Origin of the sequence: Mucilaginibacter sp. OK098 (assembly GCF_900142915.1) — a bacterium.
GTDB lineage: Bacteria > Bacteroidota > Bacteroidia > Sphingobacteriales > Sphingobacteriaceae > Mucilaginibacter.
In genome coordinates this window covers 523,359-542,236 of sequence record NZ_FRCM01000003.1, presented here as the reverse complement: position 1 = coordinate 542,236, position 18,878 = coordinate 523,359, and the positions used below count along the sequence as shown (strand labels likewise).

The window sequence follows — 18,878 nt, the reverse complement described above, 5'->3', positions numbered from 1 at the left end:
TTGATCATGCTTTACCCTTACTCTGTTTTTTATTATTTTATAGTTAGATAAAAAATTTGCCAAATAGTGACAAAAAATCTTAGATAATGCATTTTTTAACCGCAACGGCTACTTTTTAACCCACACCTTTATGAAGGTCTTTAAAATTAAAAACTGACTACCTGGTATGTTATAAAATATAATCAGGCTTGTTTTGTTATAGTACCTTTTACTTATCAGTTTTTAAGCGCTTCACCAGCCAGGGGAGGCTTAAGCCCTGGCCAATTAGTGTAAACAGTACCACCACTACAGAAATAAATATAATGGCATTTCGTTCCGGGAAAGGGCGGCCATCTGCCAGGGTAACCGGCAAGCCAATAGCAATAGCCAGCGAAACTATCCCCCGCATTCCCGACCAGCTGATGATCAGGCTGCTCTTAAAATCAAGCAGCGCATCTTCGGTAATTTTGTGTTTCCCTTTTTTAAAGGCGCGCTGAAGGTTTATTTTTTGCAAAAACACCCTTGCCATCCGTAATACCAAAGCAAGAACTGTTATCATAAATGCGTAGCCGATATAGGGCAAAACCTTGGCGCTGCTGATGCTTTTTATTACAAAGGGAAACTGCAACCCTATCAGGATAAAGATCAATCCGTTCAATAAAAAAATGATAATATCCCAGATGGATTTTGATTGATTTTTTAATTGATCAGGGAAAACCTTCTTGCTAAAGCGGGCAATGCTTAAGCCTAAAATAACTACGGCAATAACCCCCGAAACATGCAGATCCTCGGCTACCAGGTAGGTTACAAAGGGCATCAACAACATAAAACTGATGATTACCAGGTTGTTTTGCCGTACCCGTTTAATAATAAAGGCCAGTATTGCGCCCATAATTATTCCGATGGCTACCCCGCCCACCATCAGGATAATAAATTCTAACGATGCTTTCCAAAACACAAATGCGGTACCTGTTACAGCCGCTACTGCAAAACGGTAAGCCACTAATGCCGAGGCATCGTTCACCAGGCTTTCGCCTTCCAGTATGGTATTGGTATTGTGTGAAAGGTCGAGCCCTTTGGTAATGCTCATGGCTGCCACGGCATCGGTTGCAGATAGTATCGCACCTAAAACAAAAGAAAGCGGCCAGGTCATTCCCGGAATTAAATAATGCGCGGCAACAGCAATGCCCGATGCTGTGATGAAAACGAGTGAAATTGACAGGGTGCCAATGGTGTTAATATTGGTTTTAAATGTTTGATATGAAATATTAAAAGCGGCATCGTACAACAGCGGTGGCAAAAAGATCAGGAAAACGATCTCGGGGTTTAACACAACATCCGGGATAGCCGGAACAAACCCTATGCCAATGCCTGCAACGATCAATAGTACCGGGTAGGGCAGTCTTATCCTATTGGCAATTGCTGACAGGCCTATCATAATGGCCAGGATAAATATAACGACGCTGTAATTTTCCATGCTTTTAACTTACATTTTTAAAGGGTTATACAACCTTGAATTTAACGCAGGGCGTTGCCCTGCGCTGACGTATTGGGCCCTGCAAGGGCCGGAAAAATAAAATTTCAAGCCCTGAAAGGGCGACATACAATAGCGCAGGTCGAAGGCTTGCGTTATTGATAAGGTTTCAACATTCAAGGTTATACAACCCGCCCATAGCTCTTTATGTTCATTCTTTAATTTGTAAAGATGGTTGATATAAGCAATCGCTCCAAAAGGGATAGCATCATTTTATGTTTTTGGTGATAGTTAGGTTAACTTTGCCTGATGCCTCCTGAAGCAAAACCCATAGAAAAAGAAAACCTGCACCCGCGCAACCCGCACCGGGAGCGATATAACTTTAAGCAGCTTTGCAAAAGCAGCCCGGCATTGAGGGCATTTGTGTCACTTAATCAATACGGGGATGAGTCGATAGATTTTACTAATCCGGAAGCCGTTAAGGCACTAAATAATGCATTGCTAAAACACTTTTATGGAGTGGAGGGATGGAATATCCCGGCAGGATATCTTTGTCCGCCAATACCCGGCAGGGCCGACTATATCCATTACATTGCCGATCTGCTGGCCGAAAATAATAATGGTGTTATTCCCACAGGCAGCCAGGTGAAAATTCTGGATATTGGAACGGGAGCCAATTGTGTTTACCCGTTAATTGGCAGCAGCGTATACGTCTGGCAATTTGTCGGCTCCGAGGTTGACCTTATTGCGCTGGCATCTGCAAAAAATATCGTTGCGTTAAATAAGCAGCTGAAAGATAAAATAGAGATCCGCCGCCAAACAAGTAAGGCGAGTATTTTTAATGGTATAATTAAACCGGGTGAGCTGTTTGATGTAAGCATCTGTAACCCGCCTTTCCACTCATCCGCACTGGAAGCAAAATCAGCAACCGACACCAAATGGAAAAAGCTCGGCATCAACCCTAAACAAAATAACGCCCTCAATTTTGGCGGACAAAAAACCGAGCTCTGGTACCCCGGTGGTGAAGCCGCGTTTATTACCCGGATGATTGATGAAAGTGCGCTTACACCGGACAGCTGCAAATGGTTTACAACGCTGGTCTCAAAAAAGGAAACGCTGCCTTTAGTTCATAAAGCACTGAAAAAGGTTAAAGCGCTTGATGTTAAAACCATTAATATGGCGCAGGGGCAAAAGGTAAGCCGAGTTTTATGCTGGACGTTTTTGGGGTGATGGAGAAAGAATGGAATTAAAAAATAAGCGCGGTGATTAAGTTCCTCCAACCAGCAAAACCACCACCCCCTTTTCTTTAAAAAGCGCAACCTCAGGCCCATCATAATCAGTAATTATAGTGTTGACCAAACTTAGTTCGGCGAATTTTAAATAAGTTTCTTTGCCTATTTTACCAGCATCGCACAAAATATAGGTATGCTTACTGTTAGTGGCTAACGCTAAAGTAATTGATGCCTCATTTTCACTTTGGGCAAACAGGCCGTTTACAGAGATGCCATCAACACCCAAAAACGCTTTTGCTGCCCGATATTTGCCGATATGTTCTTCAGCTATTTTGCCATGGACGGCTTGCCGGTCACGGTCCACCTCCCCGCCAATTAAATTTATAGAAACCTGGCTGTTTTGTAATTCATAAACTACCGGTAATGAATTGGTAATTACTTTGATCTTTTTATTCCGGATAAACTGGCATAAACGGTATACAGTACTGCCGCAATCCATAAAAATTATATCTCCATCATTTATTTCATCAGCTGCACGGCGGCAGATAGCATCTTTGGCTTTTACATTAACAGCCGCTTTATTTTCAAAAGCCTTTGCACCCATTAAAGGGTCAATTTTTGTAGCACCACCATGGGTGCGGTAAAGCATCCCATCAGCCGCCATACTGTTCAAATCACGGCGCACGGTGATCTCTGATGTGCCCAATTCAACAGCAAGCTGGTGGATGTCGGCTTCACCCGCTTGTTCCAGTATTTGCAGAATTTTTTGTTTTCTTTTTTGAAATATCATAAAAATTCTGTTATTTGATCAAAAATAATCAAAATATATCAAAAATGAACAATGTTAAGATATTGAATACCGAAATTCTTTCTGATAACTGGTACACGCTGAAAAAGGTAACTTACGAAATAACATATAACGGAACTGCGCTTACGCAAAACCGAGAGGCTTATGACAGAGGCAATGGGGCGACTATTTTGCTATACAATAAAGATGCCGGCACCGTGGTTTTAACCCGCCAGTTTCGCATGCCTACGTATATAAACGGCAATGCCAGCGGTTATTTAATTGAAGCCTGCGCTGGTTTACTGGATGCTGATAATGCGGAAGATTGCATCAGGCGCGAAACCGAAGAAGAAACAGGCTTTAAGGTAACCCATGTCGAGAAGATCTTTGAAGCCTATATGTCGCCCGGTTCGGTAACCGAGATCCTGTACTTCTTTATAGCTGAATACACTAAGGAAATGAGGGTAACAGAAGGTGGCGGACTTGAAGAAGAACAGGAAAACATTGAGGTGCTGGAGCTTTCATTTAGCCAGGCATTGGGCATGATAAAAACCGGGGAAATTAAAGATGCAAAAACCATTATGCTGTTGCAGTATGCGGCGCTGAATAAGTTAATGGATGGATAAATCAAAGAAACAGGTACTCCAATAGTTTAGAAGCTTTGCCCAATCGAAAGATAAAATGTAATTGTTTTAAATTTGGTGGCATCAAAAGCAGAATTATTGGTTTGAAGTATGTTCGTAAGCCCAAATTCGAGATTCCCGCTTATAGCCCATCCACTTGCACCCTGAAAACCCAGCACAGTGCTTGCGCCAAAATCAGTTGATTTAAAATCTCCATTTTTTCCATAAGTGATTTTACGAATCACCGGGTCGTCTGTAAAAAGAGTTTGCTTATTTGTGCCGTTTAACCCCAGTGAAAAATACGGCCCGGCACCTAAAAAAATATTTGCACCATTCCCAACCGGTAAGTGACCAATTAAGTTAATGGGTATTTCCAGATAATGCAATTTATATTCATCATAAACAGAGGTATTGTTCCCCATATCATCATCATAAACCGCATTTATTGTTCCACCTTTGCCTGAATAAAATATGCCCGGCCGGATAGAGAAATAATCACTAAACTTAAAATCGGCATTTATCCCTATTGAAAAAGGGGTTGCAGCATCCGTGTACACCTCTTGCCGGTGAGCCGAGCTCACTTGTAAAAAAGCAAAGTTCGAACCCCCCGCTAGTCCAATGGTTATTGTATGCTCGTTATTCCCGTAATTTTGGGCAAATGCAGTAAAAGATAAAATTGTAAGGCTGAAAATAAGAAGGGCTTTCATTGTTGAATAAGGGTTATGGCGCCAAAGATAAAAGTATCTGCACAGCTGCAAAAAAAATAATTTTGCAGGCTTGGTGCGGCAAGTTTAGCGTATCATAATTAAGATCGAATTAGCTATTGTAATAAAAATCCATTTCTGTTCCCACAGGGTCTCTCATAGGAATCTGCGATTACGGAATATACTTAACGGCTTTTAGTAAGAACTTTTGTTTACCAATAGAAAACCTCATATATTTGTTCACTATTAGTAAACTCAGCGGGTACATGTTTAATATTATTAATAGAAAAACTCTTTTAGCTTATGGCGAAAAATATCCTGACGCTAAAAATGCTTTGTTTGAGTGGTACTATGAGTTCCTATCAGCTGATTTTAAAAACTTTCAGGAATTAAAGGCTGTTCATGGAAGTGCAAGCCTGGTTGGAGATAATCGAGTTGTAATAAACATAAAAGGTAACCATTACCGACTTGTAATTCGTATCATATTTATTTATAAGACTATTCAAATAAAGTGGTTTGGTACACATAAAGAATATGATATGATTGATGTGGCTGCAATTAAATTTAAAAATTAAACGACATGGATCTGCAAATCATTAAAACCGACAAAGAGTATCAGAATTTATTGGAATGGGTTGATAGCCAATTTGATTTGGATATAGCCCCTGAAAGTAAGGCAGGTCAGCATTTGCAAATTGCTTTGTTACTTATCAAGCAATATGAAGACCTGCATTACCCTATTCCTTCTCCCGATCCTATAGCCGTTGTAAAACTGAAAATGGATGAAAAAGGGCTTATAAATAAAGACCTGGTTAATTGGATAGGAAGTAAAGGATATGTATCTGCGCTTCTTAGCGGGAAAAAGCCGCTTACATTAAGAATAGCCAAAGTTCTCCACCACAAATTGGGGATCCCGGCTGCAGTATTGCTAGCTTAAGTACCTGGTAAAGAAATTTAAAAACATCCTTTACTCCAATACTTCATAAATAGTAACCGGTTTGGCTTTGTTTTTTAGCGTAACCTCACCAATTTTTTCACATTTAAATGATTCTTTGGCTTTGTGATACACCTCTTCGGTAATAATGATCTGACCGGCTTTTGCAGCAGATTGCAGGCGTTGCGACAAATTTACAGTATCGCCTATCACCGTATAATCCAGGCGTTTTAAGGATGCAGAACCAATGTTGCCTGAAACCATCTCGCCGGAGTTTATACCGATAGAAACTGCAGGTTTATAGGAAACATCGCCCAGCTTTATCTCTTCCATGTTCTTTAACTGCTCTCTTACCACCAATGCCACATCAATAGCTTTGTCAAGGTGATATTCGCCCCTGAAAACCGCCATTACGGCATCTCCCATAAACTTGTCCACATGGCCGCCCTGGGCAAGAATTTCCTTTACTATGTTATCAAACAAACCATTAAGCAGGGTTACTACTGTGTTGGCAGGTACCTGCTCGGTAATGGCAGTAAACCCACAAACATCAATAAAAACAACGGTTGCATCAATCAGCTCATTCTTCATCAGGCTGCCTTCAAACTCCTTATGGTTCATAAAGTTCAGCACATTCTCATCCACATACATTTTAAGGATGTTGTTTTCCTTAATGGCCTTCATGGTTGCCTGTAGTTGCCTCACATGTACTATGGTTTTTTCCATGGTGAGATCAAGATCCTCAAAGTCGACAGGTTTGCAAACAAAGTCAAATGCACCGCGATTCATGGCGGTGCGGATATTCTGCATATCGCCATAGGCTGATACCACTACGGCTTTAACCATAGGATTAGCTTCCGGCAGGCGGCTAAGCAGGGTTAGGCCATCCATTACCGGCATATTTATATCGCTTAAAATAATATCCAGGTCGGGGTGTTCCTTTACGCGTTCAAGGGCCTCTTCGCCATTTTGTGCAAAAACAAACTCATATACATTCTCACGGATCTTACGGCGAAACTTTTGCTTTACCAACAATTCCAAATCAGCTTCATCATCAACCACTAATATCTTCGCCATTATTCACTAAATGTTTTAAGTTTTTCTTTTAATAAAATAAAATCAAGCGGCTTGGTTAAAAAGTCGTTAGCGCCTTTTTCCATAGCCTGCCTGTGGTTTTCTTCATCGCCGTAGGCGGTTATCATCATAACAACCGGCGGGGGCGGGGCATTAAAATCTTCGCGGATGTGCGTAAGTAACTCCAGCCCGCTCATGCCGGGCATATTAATATCCGAAAGGATCAATACAATTTCTGAATGGGCATTATGTAAAACATGCAACGCATCTTCGCCCGAAAGCGCAAATGAAAATTCAATTTCATTATTCTTTATTTCTTTTCTGAAGCGCTGTAAAAAGAGGGGCTGAACATCTGCTTCGTCATCTACTACTAATATCTTCATGGCAATGGGTTAAAATTAGCGATAAGTTTAAACTATAAGGGTAATGAAATAGTAAATTCTGTGTATTCGCCCTCTTTAGTTGCAATATCAATTTTACCCTGGTGCCCCTTTACTATTATATCGTAGCTTAAAGATAAGCCGAGGCCGGTGCCCTCGCCGGTTGGTTTTGTGGTAAAAAACGGCTGCATAATTTTTTCTTTTATCTCATCAGGGATCCCGGTACCGTTATCTTTAACTTTTATCTCCAGGTTTTTGCCTTTTGTGGTTGTATTTACCTCAACCGTTGGTTTAAAATCGGGTCCTGCAGTTTTCTGCTTTTGCTGAACGGCATAAAACGCATTGTTGAATAAATTAAGCAGCACCCTGCCTACATCCTGTGGCACCATGTTTACCATAGGTAAATTTTCGCCAAAATGGGTTGCCAGGTTTGCATTGAACGATTTATCCTTTGCCCTTAAGCCATGATATGAAAGGCGCAGGTACTCATCAGCCAGTTTATTTATATCCGTCGGCTCTTTAGTGGTGCTGCTTGCTCTGCTGTGCTGCAACATCCCCTTAACAATCCCATCGGCCCGCTGACCATGGTGACGGATCTTTTCCAAATTTTGTTTAATATCGGCAGCAATCGCGATGGCTTCGTCTTTATCCCCTTTTTCCAATTCCTCTGTCATCTCTTCAATAAGCTCCATGCTTACTTCCGAAAAGTTGTTAACAAAGTTTAGCGGGTTCTGGATCTCGTGCGCAATACCGGCAGTAAGCTCACCTAAGGAAGCCATTTTTTCTGATTGGATCAACTGATCCTGGGTAGCTTTCAGTTCCTCAACTATTTCCTGCAGGTTTTCCTTTTGTTTAACCAACTCGGCTGTTCGTTCATTTACCAGTGCTTCAAGCTCGGCCTTGCGTTCGGCAACTATCCGTAATTCCTCTTCCTGTTTGTTTGAGGTTGCCCATTTGCCAAAGATCCAAACAAAGGCGGCAACCGTTACCAGGTTAAAATAAGTATCGTACTTATCATAAAATTTAGAAGCAAAAAGTATAGCTAAACCATTTAAAAACCCCACACCTACCAAGGGGAAATTTGCCTGTACATAGGCTTTTTGCGATTTAAAATCGGGTTCTTTATCAACGTACAGCAGCAAAGTCAGTAATATTGCGCTGGCAATCAACTCGTTTACACCGTCATCAACAGTAAAAGCAACAGCAAAGTAAAGTACTATTATTACCCAATTGGAGGTTGTTAGTAAACTTCGCCATTTTGGATATAATATAGAATATTTCAGTCGCTTTATTAAGCGTCTGATCAATAAAAATGCTGCCAGGTAGTAAAAAAAAGTCATGCCTTAAAATTAAAAATTTACGAACTAAAGTTAAATATTAAAAGCTGTGCTTGCTAATGGTTGAAATTAACACAAAACATTTAAATATATTAGCCGCCAAATTTTTTATAAAATGCAAACTGAAAAGGCCGGAAGTTATATTTTAAACAAGCTGAGTAACGAGTTGCCTGCCAATCTGTATTACCATAATGCCGACCACACAAGGGATGTTTACACGGCTGCAAAACGGATTGGAGAAGCCGAGGGGATTACAGCAGATGAAATGCAATTACTTTTAACCGCCGCCTATTACCATGATTCCGGTTTTTTAATAAAGGCAAAAGGGCATGAAGAAGAATCATGCAAAATTGCCCGGGAAGCTTTGCCCGGTTATGGTTATAATGAGGATGAAATAGATAGGATCTGCGGAATGATAATGGCTACCAGACTGCCGCAATCGCCTGCAAATCACCTTGAAGAAATTATAGCTGATGCCGATTTGGATAATCTTGGGCGCGATGATTTTTTCGAGATCTCCCATAAATTATTTCTTGAAAATTCTTTTTTTGGCAAGGTTGGTGATAAAAATGAATGGAACCAGCAGCAAATAGATTTCATTGAAAAACATCAATATTTTACCAAAAGCGCCATTAATTTGCGGCAAGCTAAAAAGGATGCTAACTTAGGGCGCATTAAAGCACAGGTGAATTCATAAATGAAAAGTTTACAATTACCTCATTGGCTCCAGGATACCATTTATGTAGTATGCGGAATTTTATTTTGCGGATTTGCATTACGAAGCTTTTTGGTCCCCAACAGTTTTTTTGACGGTGGGGTAACCGGGATCTCGCTGCTTATTCATGAACTTTATCATTTAAACATAGCCTATATTATTATCATAGCCAATATCCCGTTTATTATTATGGGTGCTTTCCAGGTTAATAAAACATTTGCTATCCGCACTTTTGCCGCTGTGATAGGCTTAGGCCTGTGCCTGTTGTATCTTCCTTACCCACAAATAACCTCTGATAAATTACTGGTATCAATCTTCGGCGGGGTGTTTATGGGGATTGGAGTTGGACTGGCTATCCGCGGTGGCTGCGCACTGGATGGTATTGAAGTACTGGCATTATACACCGGCAAACGCATCAGCTTTACCATCAGCGAAATTATCCTGGGCATTAACATTATCATATTCCTTATTGCGGCAATTAAGCTTGGCTTGCCTACCTCACTGTATTCAATACTTACGTATTATACAGCCTCAAAAACTATCAGCTTTGTTATTGAGGGGTTGGAAGAATATACCGGGGTAACCATAATTTCGGGCGAGAGCGAGCAAATTAAAAAACAGCTGGTAATGACCCTCGGCCGGGGCATAACCGTTTACAAAGGCGAGCGCGGCTATTTAAAAGACAGCTTTGATATTCATCACCCGGTTGATATTATTTTTACCGTAGTAACCCGTTTGGAAGTACGGCGCATGCGCAACCTGATCCACGAAATTGACCCCAAAGCTTTTGTGTTTACCAGCACCATTAAAGAAGCTGCCGGTGGCGTCTTAAAGAAACGGGCAAGGCATTAATTAAGATCCTATTGGAAATTATTTGAGGTAGAGACGCGATGCATCGCGTCTCCTGCAGACAAGTAACCGGCATGAATTAAATCTCCTATAAAATCGGTCGGATATGTTGGTCAAAGACGCGATGCACCGCGTCTCTACATCACAGATCTCATTAAATCGCCATTTAAAAACACCCGCTAGTTAACCGATGCTTTAGCAAAAAGCTCATCCAAACGCGCATGTGAATCGTTTACTCCACGCTCCATACCTGCTTGCAGCATCCCATCTCTGTCAGTAACGGATTGAAATACCGATTGCATTGTCAACCTGGTGCGGTTGCCGGGCAATGCTTCAAACCTTGCAGTTTCAAGTACTACATGCCCTGTTTCAGGTAGTCCTTCAAATTCAAATGTTTGGATAACCCGCTCAGGAGCCAGTACCTCATGCACTACGCCATGAAAGCCATACTCGTTACCCGCCGGATCAATATGTACATAGCGATAGGAGCCGCCGCTCTTGGGTTCAAACTTATCCAATCGCATTTTAAGCTCACGCGGGCCAAGCCACTGAACAATTAGCTCGGGAGTGGTAAATGCTTTAAAAACAATCTCGCGTGATGCTTCAAACTCACGGGTTATAAAAATTTCCTGTTTGCCTGGTTCGGCTTTAATGCTGGTTTCATTTTTAGTTGCCATAATTTTATGTTTTTGATTTTGTTTATTTTTATCTGTAGGAGCGTATCGCATACGTCCCTATACATCTGTATCCACTTTTAAACGTCTGTATAAATCCTACCTTGCTATTGGGCTTATGCAATACGCCCTTACATCCTATAAGGGCGGGTCATTTTTCATTTTATCCAGCAGATTATCCAGCCTGTCGAACTTTTCGGCCCAAAGCAGCCTGTATTTCTCAATCCAGATTGATACCTCATTCAGCTGCTGAAGGCTGGCTTCGCAATATCTTTCCCGGCCTTGCTTCTTAATATTGATCAGCCCGCACTCCATTAAAATTTTGATATGCTGCGATATGGCCGGCCGGCTTACTTCGAAGTTGTCTGCAATAGCATTCAGATTTAATGGGTTAAACGCTATTAAGTTTATTATTTCTCTACGGGTTGGGTCGGCAATGGCCTGGAAAACATCTCTTCTCATCAGCTTAATTAATGTGTAAGTGAACGCTTACAAATATATATGTAAGCATTCACTTACGCAATAGTTTTTTAATTTGTTTTTTTGATCATTTTCAATGGGTTGGGGTCCATCGCTACAAAAAAAGGGATGAGCTTTCTAACAAAACAGATTGAGCCTTTCAACAAAACTTTCACCTGCTGGACGAATTACCTTTGTATAAATAAAATTTAAAGCGATGACAAAAATTTGGTTTATAACAGGCAGTTCCCGCGGATTAGGGCGCAGCCTTACAGAAGCAGTGCTGGAAAGCGGCGATAAAGTTGCAGCAACAGCAAGAAATACAGACACATTAAACGACTTGGTTGAAAAATACCCGGATCAGGTTTATCCAATAAAACTTGACGTTACAAATCACGACGAAATTTATGCAGCAGTTGCAGATTCGGTGGCTCATTTCGGCAAAATTGACGTGCTGGTAAACAATGCGGGTTTTGGGATTATTGGTGCTGCAGAGGCATTTACCGATGAACAGGTTCGCAGTCAACTGGAAACAAACCTGTATGCCCCTATCGAAATTACCCGTGCGGTACTGCCGTACATGCGCAAGCAGCGTTCGGGCCGCATTTTACAGATCAGTTCTGTTGGCGGTCGCGTAGGCAATGCGGGGTTGAGCGTGTACCAGGCTGCAAAATTTGGTTTAGGAGGTTTTACCGAAGCTTTGGCAAAAGAGGTTGCGCCACTTGGCATATTTGTTACCAGTGTTGAGCCCGGCGGCTTTCGTACTGATTGGGCCGGCGCATCCATGAGCTTTGCCCCGAAGTTGGATGGTTATGAAACTACAGCGGGTCAGCGTGCCGATTATTTTTCAAGCGGCAAATTTGTGCCCATGGGCGATCCTGACAAAGCAGCAAAAGCAATGGTTGACCTTGCCAATAGCCCCGAGCCACCGGTACATTTGGTATTAGGCAGCGAAGCCATAGGCCTATTAAAGCTGGCCGATGAAGCCCGCCGGATCGAGCTTGAAAAATGGCTGCCCGTAAGCCTTTCAACAGACCATGATGAGGCAGAGGACTTTTTAGATACAACCGCAGGAAAAGCGATCTTGAATATAAAGTAATGTGCAGATTTTGGATGTGCGGATGTGCGAATGAAAAACCCGATGGCATTTTCTATTTTTCATCCGCACATTTGCATATCTGCACATTCGCACATCATCTTCCAATCCGCACATTAATATTAAATTTGATAATCATGCCTCCTGTAAAAGAAAAAACATCACCCAAAATACTATACTCCTGCTACTCTCATACCAGCCGGGAGGGTGAGCAGTTTATTGCTGATCATGTGTTCGGTTATATCCTGTCGGGCAGCTCGGATCTGTATATGAATGGCAAAATGTATGTGTTTAAGGAGGGCGATTTCAGGTTTATTCGTAAAAATCAGCTGGCTAAGTTTGCCAAGCACCCGCCAAAGGGCGGCGAGTTTAAAACCATATCTATTGTGATGGATAAGGATACCTTGCGCAGTGTAATCGAAGAGATGAACCAGCAAATGACCGGCCCTTACACTGGCGAAAGCGCCCTATTGCTGCAACCCAATAGCCTGTTCAAAAATTATATTGAATCATTAGCGCCATATATGGATGGCTCGGGCAATGCCAATAAAATGCTGACCAATTTAAAGGTTAAGGAAGCCATTATGATACTGTTGGAAAGCAATCCGGAGTTAAAGAATGTTCTTTTCGACTTTAGCGAACCGGGCAAAATTGACCTCGAGGCTTACATGAATGAGCATTATAAATTTAATGTTGATATAAGCCGCTTTGCCTACCTTACCGGCCGCAGCCTTGCAACATTTAAGCGGGATTTTGAAAAGATCTTTAATACATCGCCTAACAAATGGTTACAGCATAAGCGGCTTAATGACGCATATTTCCTGATCAAAGAAAAAGGCTGGAAAACATCAGACGTTTATATGGAGGTTGGCTTTAAAGATTTTTCGCATTTTTCATTTGCTTTTAAAAAGGCTTATGGTGTAGCACCTTCAAGGGTGGGCTAATTTATAATTTGTGATTTTTCTGCAACAATAGCATTACTTGCCATTAGCTACCATGCTATAAAAGCAGCAGTAGCCATCCGGCGCAAAGCCCGTGAGCTGAATAGCTTAAGCGGGTTGAAATTTATTTTTAACAGCTCAATATTTTATAACCTAAACAGCTATCATTTCGTATAAGGGCATTAGCCGGCAAATAGTATAAGCTCCGCAGATAGAAAAGTGTGGCACGGCAATGTTTTTAATCCATGAAAAGAGTAATTATTGCTTTAACAACAATAGTATTAGTTGCTACCGCGGCAATTGGTATTACGCACTATTATTCGGTAAAGATTTTATCGGCCAGCAGGGCGTACACCAATTTTGAATCGCAATATTCTACTGGCCAAAAAGATGCCACCCGGCATTTAATGAACTATATCTATTCGCACGAAGAAACGGATTACCTGTATTTTAAAAATGATATCAGTATTCCTAAAGGGGATAGTATTGCCCGCGAGGCACTATTAGCGGGAAAGGATATAAGAATAGCGCGGATAGGTTTTTTGTTGGCTGGCAACCATCCTGATGATCTGCCTGAGCTGATCTGGTTTTTTAAACAGTTTAAAAATGCGGCTTTCTTTAAAAAAGCAATTGCATCGTGGCAGCAGGCTGATGTGATGGTAAGCAAACTAAATGCAATAGGTTCACTAGCTTATAGAAACATCCATTCGGGTAAGCCAATTGACAAAGAAGGCCTTATTTTACAGATAAATACCATATCTGATAATTTAACCATTAACCAGCAGAGTTTTTCGGCGCTGCTTGGGACTACCTCACGTATTGTTGACCATTACGTTTTCATTGCGGATCTTTTGATCTCCATCATAATCCTGGCATGTTCTGCCTTACTGGCCGGGATAATGCTGAGAAAGCTGCATACTTCAAAAAAGGTGATCGTAGAACAAAACCTGGCGCTTAAAAACATGAACGAACGTATAAATAAGTTTGTTTATGCCCTTACGCATGATTTGCGCTCGCCGCTTTCATCCTTAACCGGCCTGGTTTCGGTACTGGAACGCGAAAAGGATATTTCCAAAATTTCGAGCTATACCGCAATGATGCGCGAAAGCATCCAGTTACAGGATCAGCATATCCAGGATGTGTTACATACCATCCGTAACGATAGCGGAACGAATGCCGAGCTTTGTAATTTGGGAGTGATAGTAAGCGACGTAATAAGCCAGAACAGTTTTTTTGCCGAAGGAAAGAAGGTGAAATTTTTAAGCGAGCTGGAAGTATGGGAGCTTAAATGTAATATCACTAATTTAAAAACGGTGTTTAATAACCTGATCTCAAATGCCATTAAATATGCCGACTTCAGCAAGCCTGAACAATGGATAAAGGTGCGGTCATATAAAAATGACAAGCGTTGTGTTATTGAAATTGAAGATAATGGCATAGGTATAAAACCCGACCAGCGTGGCAGTATTTTTAATAAATACTTTAAATCGGGGATCAATAAAAAAAGCACTGGACTTGGCTTGTATTTTACTAAACAAGCCATTGAAGATATGAATGGCACTATAACGGTACGGTCGTTATTAGGCGGCGGAACTTCGTTTATAGTTTCACTTCCATTATAACCCTTCCGGCAAGCTCCTCCCAATTGTTTATGGGGTCTTTAATGCCCAGCATGCCGGCAATCATGATATAAATATCAGTTGGTTTTTTACCGCTTTCGCGCAGGTAGCGAATGGAAACTGCTCCTGAAGATTTGGAGATCTTTTTACCAGCCTCCATCAGCAAGGGGTGGTGATAAAAAGTAACATCAGCAAAATTATTTTCCCCCAGCACATTTGCCAGCAAATGCTGCGCTAATGTTGAAGGCCACAGGTCCTCGCCTCTTACGACAAGATCAACCCCGAAAAACAGGTCGTCAATAACTGAAGTAAGCTGGTACGCCGGGAAACCATCTTTTTTTCGAACAACAAAATTGTGCATACCCTCAGGTAAAGTAGTTTTAATAATGTTGCCGCTATAACCTTTAACCTGTATATCATTATTATTGGTCGTTAACAATCGCCAGCTTGTGTTTTCTGAAGATAATGCGATCTGCTTGTCAAAGCATAAACACTCGTCGCCTGCGTCTAACCGGCTGCGTGAGCAGGAACATGCAAAAACAAGCCTTTCATCAGCTAGCTGGTTAAGTGCTTGCATATACAAAGGCATTCGATGCAGTTGCGAATAACCAGCTTCAAACTCCTGCAAATTACGCGGGCCTTCATCCCAGGGGATTTCCAAAAAGTTAAGCGTGTCAAAGATATCCTGCAAATACAGTTTATTTACACGGGGCTGGTCAAGGTCATCTATCCGCAATAATGTTTTTGCCCCGCTTTTCCGGGCAAGTAAAGCAGTAACCGCAAATGATAGTACATTACCCACATGCAGATACCCACTGGGAGTGGGGGCAATACGTGTTTTGTTAAAGCGGCTAGATAGATGGGGCATTTATAAAATTAATGCGGATTGATTTTATAAAAATAAATAAAAATCCCGCTAGATTTTAATTATCGCTTTTTAGCAATGCCATAACTTCATTCCAGGTATTTGCCCTTTGGTGATGGGTAATGTTTGCATTGTGCGCAGCATGAAACATAATGGTTGTTCCTTTAAAATTATCTAAATTTTTAGGGTGATCATCAATCATATAATCTGCATTGATCAGGCTCTTATCCCCGCAAAAAACAATATTTCTCCATGATATAAAAGGGAAATGCTGCTGCAGCCATTCGTGCTTTTCAGGAAGTGATTGTGGAAATTCCATAGCTGCCGATACAATATAAATTTCATAATCCTTCATCAATTCGGTTATGGCCTCAATTGCGCCTGGCATTACCGGAAGCGTACGGAAAAAACCGGGTGTGAATGCAAATTTTCGAGCAGCGCCTTTTTCAGGGAAGCCTTCGCCTTCGGGTTTGCCCAGTAATTCTTCATACGGAACTTTAATGCCATAAATATTGTAATACCATGCTATAAAGTGCGAATCGGTGTCTGCTAAAACACCATCCATATCTACCGCAATTCTTTTTAATGATTTCATGTCGCAATATTATGCAAATATTTGCAAATAAACATAATTATAATGCAAAGTGTTGCAATTGTTAATTTGTTGTTATCTTTGTTTTATGTTGAAAGCCGAGCGACTTCAAAAAATAGTTGAACAAATTGCAAAAGATAACAAAGTTATTCTTGACGACTTAAGCCAGCTGCTTAACGTATCAACCGATACAATAAGAAGGGATATTAAAGAATTATCGGATAAAGGCTTATTGAAAGCGGTTCGCGGTGGCGCTATTATAGGCTCTCCAGTACATCCGCATTTTAAGGAGCGTCAAAATATTGATACACAGCATAAAAAAGTAATTGCTCAAAAAACACTGGAGTTTATTAAACCAGGCCAGGTGCTTTTGATTAATGCCGGAACTACCACAACCGCGATAGTAAGTACCCTGCCAAAGGAAATAGCCCTGACTGTTATAACAAACAGCTTTCCAATTGTGTCAATTTTAGAAGATTACCCTAATGTAACGGTATTTTTTATCGGCGGCCAACTAAATAAACACAGTTTTTCAACAACCGGGTACGAAACCATTGAAGCTATCCGCAATTTCAGGGCTGATATATGCCTGCTTGGGATTTGCAGCATTGATTTAAAAGTAGGAATAACCGGATTTGACCACCAGGAAAGTTTGGTTGACAGGGCAATGATCGAAACATCAAAACATATCATAGCTTTATCCACCTACGAAAAATTAGGCGCCTCTGATCCCTATTATGTATGTGCCGCCAATGCAATTGATGTGCTTATTACTGAAAAAGATCCCTCCCTGGCTGACCTGGCCGGTTTTAAAGATGCCGGGATAATGATTAAATAAAAATATGCCGGATTATGCAGAACGGGTAGATTTTTCAATGCTATCCCACATTTCAGGCGGGATCATTTCAAGTGCACTGAACTGACCCGCTCCCTGTAGCCATTCGCCGCCGTCGATAGTGATCACCTCACCATTTATATAGCCTGAAAAATCAGACACCAGAAAAGCTGCCAGGTTGGCCAGTTCCTGGTGTTCGCCTACCCGCTTAAGGGGTACCCTGTTTTTAAAATCGAACTTTTGAGCCATGTTTCCGGGAAGCAGCCTTTCCCATGCCCCTTTGGTTGGAAATGGCCCCGGAGCAATGGCATTGGTACGGATCCGGTGCCTGCCCCACTCTACCGCTAATGACCTGGTTAAGGCCAAAACACCACCCTTTGCACAAGCCGACGGTACAACATAGGCAGACCCTGTAAAAGCATAGGTTGTTATAATATTCAATATGTTGCCGGGGATTTTTTCACTGATCCAATATTTACCCAATGCCAGTGAACAATTGGCCGAACCCTTTAATACAATATCAATTATAGCTGAGAATGCGTTTGCCGACAAGCGCTCTGTAGGTGAAATAAAATTACCTGCCGCATTATTCAACAATACATCAACCCGGCCAAAAGCCTCAATAGATTGCTGCAGCATCTTTTCAACTTCCTCATACTTCCTCACATCACAGGCAACAGGTAATACCTTTCCCCCGGTTTCAGCTTCCATTTCGGCAGCTGTTTGTTTCAACACGTCCAGCTTCCGGCTGGTAATAATCAGGTTAGCGCCTAATCTTAAAAAGTAAGTGCCCATAGCCTTGCCCAGGCCGGTACCGCCGCCCGTTACTATAATGGTTTTCCCTTTTAAAGCATCATCCCTTAGCATTCCTTTAGCAGCTTCAGGCGCTGTAGTATCTTTTATAGTTGTAGGATCAGTCATTATCAATCAATTAGTAGACGTGGTTTTTGATTTTAAATTTTGGATCATCATTTGCAGGCCCTTCCTGGTTGCAGGCGCCCACCATTGTTCCAGCATTTTATTTAAAGTATCGGTTTGATCTGTTTTTAAACTGCTGATCAGGCCACTGCGTAAATTTAATTTACTCTGGCCCCAGGTAACCGTATTTAATTTCATATAAGCCCGAATCTTAACCTCAGCCGCATTCATTAAGTTTTCGGGAGTGCTGATTTCATCTATCAGCCCGGCTTCAAGCGCTTCATCTATATTAAGCAGTTTACCCTCCATCAAATATTGATAGGCCTTGCGCTGCCCAAGCCAAAATGAATATAAATTAAAAACAGTATCCGGAATGATAATCCCTACCGGAATTTCATTCAACCCGATGATGAATTTTCCTTCTGCCATTACCCGGTAATCGCAGCAAATGGCCAATATGCAACCACCTGCAGGGCTATGACCGCTTATAGCGGCTACCATTGGCTTTTTGAAAGCCACCAATACACTTTGCAGCGCTAAAAAATCAACCCAAAATTCCCTGCTTTGCTCCTCGCTGTAATCATAAGCTTCAATCAGGTCTATCCCCGAAGAGAAAAAGCCTTCTTTGCCTGTTAAAATCAAACCACCCACACTATCATCGTTCTCCAGTGTTTTTATACAGCTGGTTAACTCTTTAACCATTTGATGGTTTATTGGGTTTGAACGCCCTCTGTCAAGCGTAATTACGGCCAGTCCTTCGTTAATGGTTATTTGAAATGTGCTCATCGGGT

General features: G+C 41.5%; 22 protein-coding genes. 10 read left to right on the top strand and 12 right to left on the bottom strand.

Translation table 11 applies throughout. The annotated features are described in order from the left end of the window. Window positions 1-208: 208 nt before the first annotated feature. On the bottom strand, window positions 209-1,456 hold the full coding sequence (locus BUE31_RS12555; protein WP_073403885.1) for a Na+/H+ antiporter: 1,248 nt from the start codon (window positions 1,454-1,456) through the stop codon (window positions 209-211). A gap of 306 nt (window positions 1,457-1,762) precedes the next feature. Between BUE31_RS12555 and rlmF the strand changes: the two genes are divergently transcribed. Next, window positions 1,763-2,683, top strand: a complete 921-nt coding sequence (rlmF, locus tag BUE31_RS12550; RefSeq protein ID WP_073403883.1) for a 23S rRNA (adenine(1618)-N(6))-methyltransferase RlmF — start codon at window positions 1,763-1,765, stop codon at window positions 2,681-2,683. 36 nt (window positions 2,684-2,719) lie between these two features. Here the strand turns inward: rlmF and BUE31_RS12545 are convergent, their stop codons facing one another. Further along, on the bottom strand, window positions 2,720-3,475 hold the full coding sequence (locus tag BUE31_RS12545) for a DeoR/GlpR family DNA-binding transcription regulator (protein WP_073403881.1): 756 nt from the start codon (window positions 3,473-3,475) through the stop codon (window positions 2,720-2,722). A 44-nt stretch (window positions 3,476-3,519) separates the two neighbouring features. Between BUE31_RS12545 and nudK the strand changes: the two genes are divergently transcribed. Continuing rightward, the gene (nudK, locus tag BUE31_RS12540; RefSeq protein WP_073403878.1) at window positions 3,520-4,098 is read left to right on the top strand and encodes a GDP-mannose pyrophosphatase NudK; all 579 of its coding nucleotides are present in this window, start codon (window positions 3,520-3,522) and stop codon (window positions 4,096-4,098) included. 26 nt (window positions 4,099-4,124) lie between these two features. On the opposite strand, the gene BUE31_RS12535 is transcribed toward nudK, so the two are convergent. Further along, the gene (locus BUE31_RS12535; protein WP_073403876.1) at window positions 4,125-4,802 is read right to left on the bottom strand and encodes a porin family protein; all 678 of its coding nucleotides are present in this window, start codon (window positions 4,800-4,802) and stop codon (window positions 4,125-4,127) included. A 263-nt stretch (window positions 4,803-5,065) separates the two neighbouring features. On the opposite strand from BUE31_RS12535, the gene BUE31_RS12530 reads away from it, so the two are divergent. Then, window positions 5,066-5,374, top strand: a complete 309-nt coding sequence (locus BUE31_RS12530) for a type II toxin-antitoxin system HigB family toxin (protein WP_073403874.1) — start codon at window positions 5,066-5,068, stop codon at window positions 5,372-5,374. Between the two features lie 5 nt (window positions 5,375-5,379). Next, window positions 5,380-5,736 carry a helix-turn-helix domain-containing protein gene (locus BUE31_RS12525; protein WP_073403872.1) on the top strand — a complete coding sequence of 119 codons (357 nt, stop codon included), beginning with the start codon at window positions 5,380-5,382 and terminating at the stop codon, window positions 5,734-5,736. Between the two features lie 30 nt (window positions 5,737-5,766). Here BUE31_RS12525 and BUE31_RS12520 read toward each other — a convergent pair whose 3' ends face one another. The 3 genes from BUE31_RS12520 to BUE31_RS12510 are packed head-to-tail and all read right to left on the bottom strand — an operon-like array spanning window position 5,767 to window position 8,527. Then, complete coding sequence (locus BUE31_RS12520) at window positions 5,767-6,810, bottom strand: adenylate/guanylate cyclase domain-containing protein (protein ID WP_200801915.1); 1,044 nt, start codon at window positions 6,808-6,810, stop codon at window positions 5,767-5,769. Next, a complete protein-coding gene (locus tag BUE31_RS12515) occupies window positions 6,810-7,190 on the bottom strand; it encodes a response regulator (protein ID WP_073403868.1) in 381 nt (126 codons plus the stop codon). Before BUE31_RS12515 ends, BUE31_RS12520 begins: the two co-directional genes overlap by 1 nt. Before the next feature lie 32 nt (window positions 7,191-7,222). Further along, a complete protein-coding gene (locus BUE31_RS12510) occupies window positions 7,223-8,527 on the bottom strand; it encodes a sensor histidine kinase (protein WP_073403866.1) in 1,305 nt (434 codons plus the stop codon). Between the two features lie 112 nt (window positions 8,528-8,639). Here BUE31_RS12510 and BUE31_RS12505 point away from each other — a divergent pair, with 112 nt between their 5' ends. Both BUE31_RS12505 and BUE31_RS12500 read left to right on the top strand, forming a co-directional pair. Next, window positions 8,640-9,221, top strand: coding sequence for an HD domain-containing protein (locus BUE31_RS12505; protein ID WP_073403864.1), 582 nt, complete (start codon window positions 8,640-8,642; stop codon window positions 9,219-9,221). After that, complete coding sequence (locus BUE31_RS12500; protein ID WP_073403862.1) at window positions 9,222-10,091, top strand: YitT family protein; 870 nt, start codon at window positions 9,222-9,224, stop codon at window positions 10,089-10,091. A gap of 176 nt (window positions 10,092-10,267) precedes the next feature. Here BUE31_RS12500 and BUE31_RS12495 read toward each other — a convergent pair whose 3' ends face one another. Then, on the bottom strand, window positions 10,268-10,765 hold the full coding sequence (locus BUE31_RS12495; RefSeq protein ID WP_073404308.1) for an SRPBCC family protein: 498 nt from the start codon (window positions 10,763-10,765) through the stop codon (window positions 10,268-10,270). A 135-nt stretch (window positions 10,766-10,900) separates the two neighbouring features. Then, window positions 10,901-11,224 (bottom strand): ArsR/SmtB family transcription factor, encoded by a 324-nt coding sequence (locus BUE31_RS12490; protein ID WP_073403860.1) that lies wholly within the window; start codon window positions 11,222-11,224, stop codon window positions 10,901-10,903. Between the two features lie 214 nt (window positions 11,225-11,438). Between BUE31_RS12490 and BUE31_RS12485 the strand changes: the two genes are divergently transcribed. The 3 genes from BUE31_RS12485 (at window position 11,439) to BUE31_RS12475 (ending at window position 14,880) form a co-directional block, all read left to right on the top strand. Then, the gene (locus tag BUE31_RS12485; protein ID WP_073403858.1) at window positions 11,439-12,320 is read left to right on the top strand and encodes an oxidoreductase; all 882 of its coding nucleotides are present in this window, start codon (window positions 11,439-11,441) and stop codon (window positions 12,318-12,320) included. Window positions 12,321-12,454: 134 nt separating this feature from the next. Then, entirely contained in the window at window positions 12,455-13,261 is an 807-nt protein-coding gene (locus tag BUE31_RS12480) for a helix-turn-helix domain-containing protein (protein WP_073403856.1), read from the top strand. 242 nt (window positions 13,262-13,503) lie between these two features. Continuing rightward, the gene (locus tag BUE31_RS12475) at window positions 13,504-14,880 is read left to right on the top strand and encodes a sensor histidine kinase (protein ID WP_073403854.1); all 1,377 of its coding nucleotides are present in this window, start codon (window positions 13,504-13,506) and stop codon (window positions 14,878-14,880) included. Here BUE31_RS12475 and BUE31_RS12470 read toward each other — a convergent pair. Further along, complete coding sequence (locus tag BUE31_RS12470; RefSeq protein ID WP_073403852.1) at window positions 14,858-15,745, bottom strand: glutamate--tRNA ligase family protein; 888 nt, start codon at window positions 15,743-15,745, stop codon at window positions 14,858-14,860. The two genes, BUE31_RS12475 and BUE31_RS12470, sit on opposite strands and share 23 nt — an antisense overlap. Window positions 15,746-15,800: 55 nt before the next feature. Further along, window positions 15,801-16,337, bottom strand: a complete 537-nt coding sequence (locus BUE31_RS12465) for a 5' nucleotidase, NT5C type (protein WP_073403851.1) — start codon at window positions 16,335-16,337, stop codon at window positions 15,801-15,803. A gap of 85 nt (window positions 16,338-16,422) precedes the next feature. Here BUE31_RS12465 and BUE31_RS12460 point away from each other — a divergent pair, with 85 nt between their 5' ends. Next, the gene (locus BUE31_RS12460) at window positions 16,423-17,172 is read left to right on the top strand and encodes a DeoR/GlpR family DNA-binding transcription regulator (RefSeq protein WP_073403850.1); all 750 of its coding nucleotides are present in this window, start codon (window positions 16,423-16,425) and stop codon (window positions 17,170-17,172) included. A gap of 12 nt (window positions 17,173-17,184) precedes the next feature. Here the strand turns inward: BUE31_RS12460 and BUE31_RS12455 are convergent, their stop codons facing one another. Both BUE31_RS12455 and BUE31_RS12450 read right to left on the bottom strand, forming a co-directional pair. Beyond that, window positions 17,185-18,090 (bottom strand): SDR family oxidoreductase, encoded by a 906-nt coding sequence (locus BUE31_RS12455; protein ID WP_073403849.1) that lies wholly within the window; start codon window positions 18,088-18,090, stop codon window positions 17,185-17,187. Between the two features lie 6 nt (window positions 18,091-18,096). Continuing rightward, window positions 18,097-18,873, bottom strand: a complete 777-nt coding sequence (locus BUE31_RS12450) for an enoyl-CoA hydratase/isomerase family protein (RefSeq protein WP_073403848.1) — start codon at window positions 18,871-18,873, stop codon at window positions 18,097-18,099. Between the last annotated feature and the right edge of the window lie 5 nt (window positions 18,874-18,878).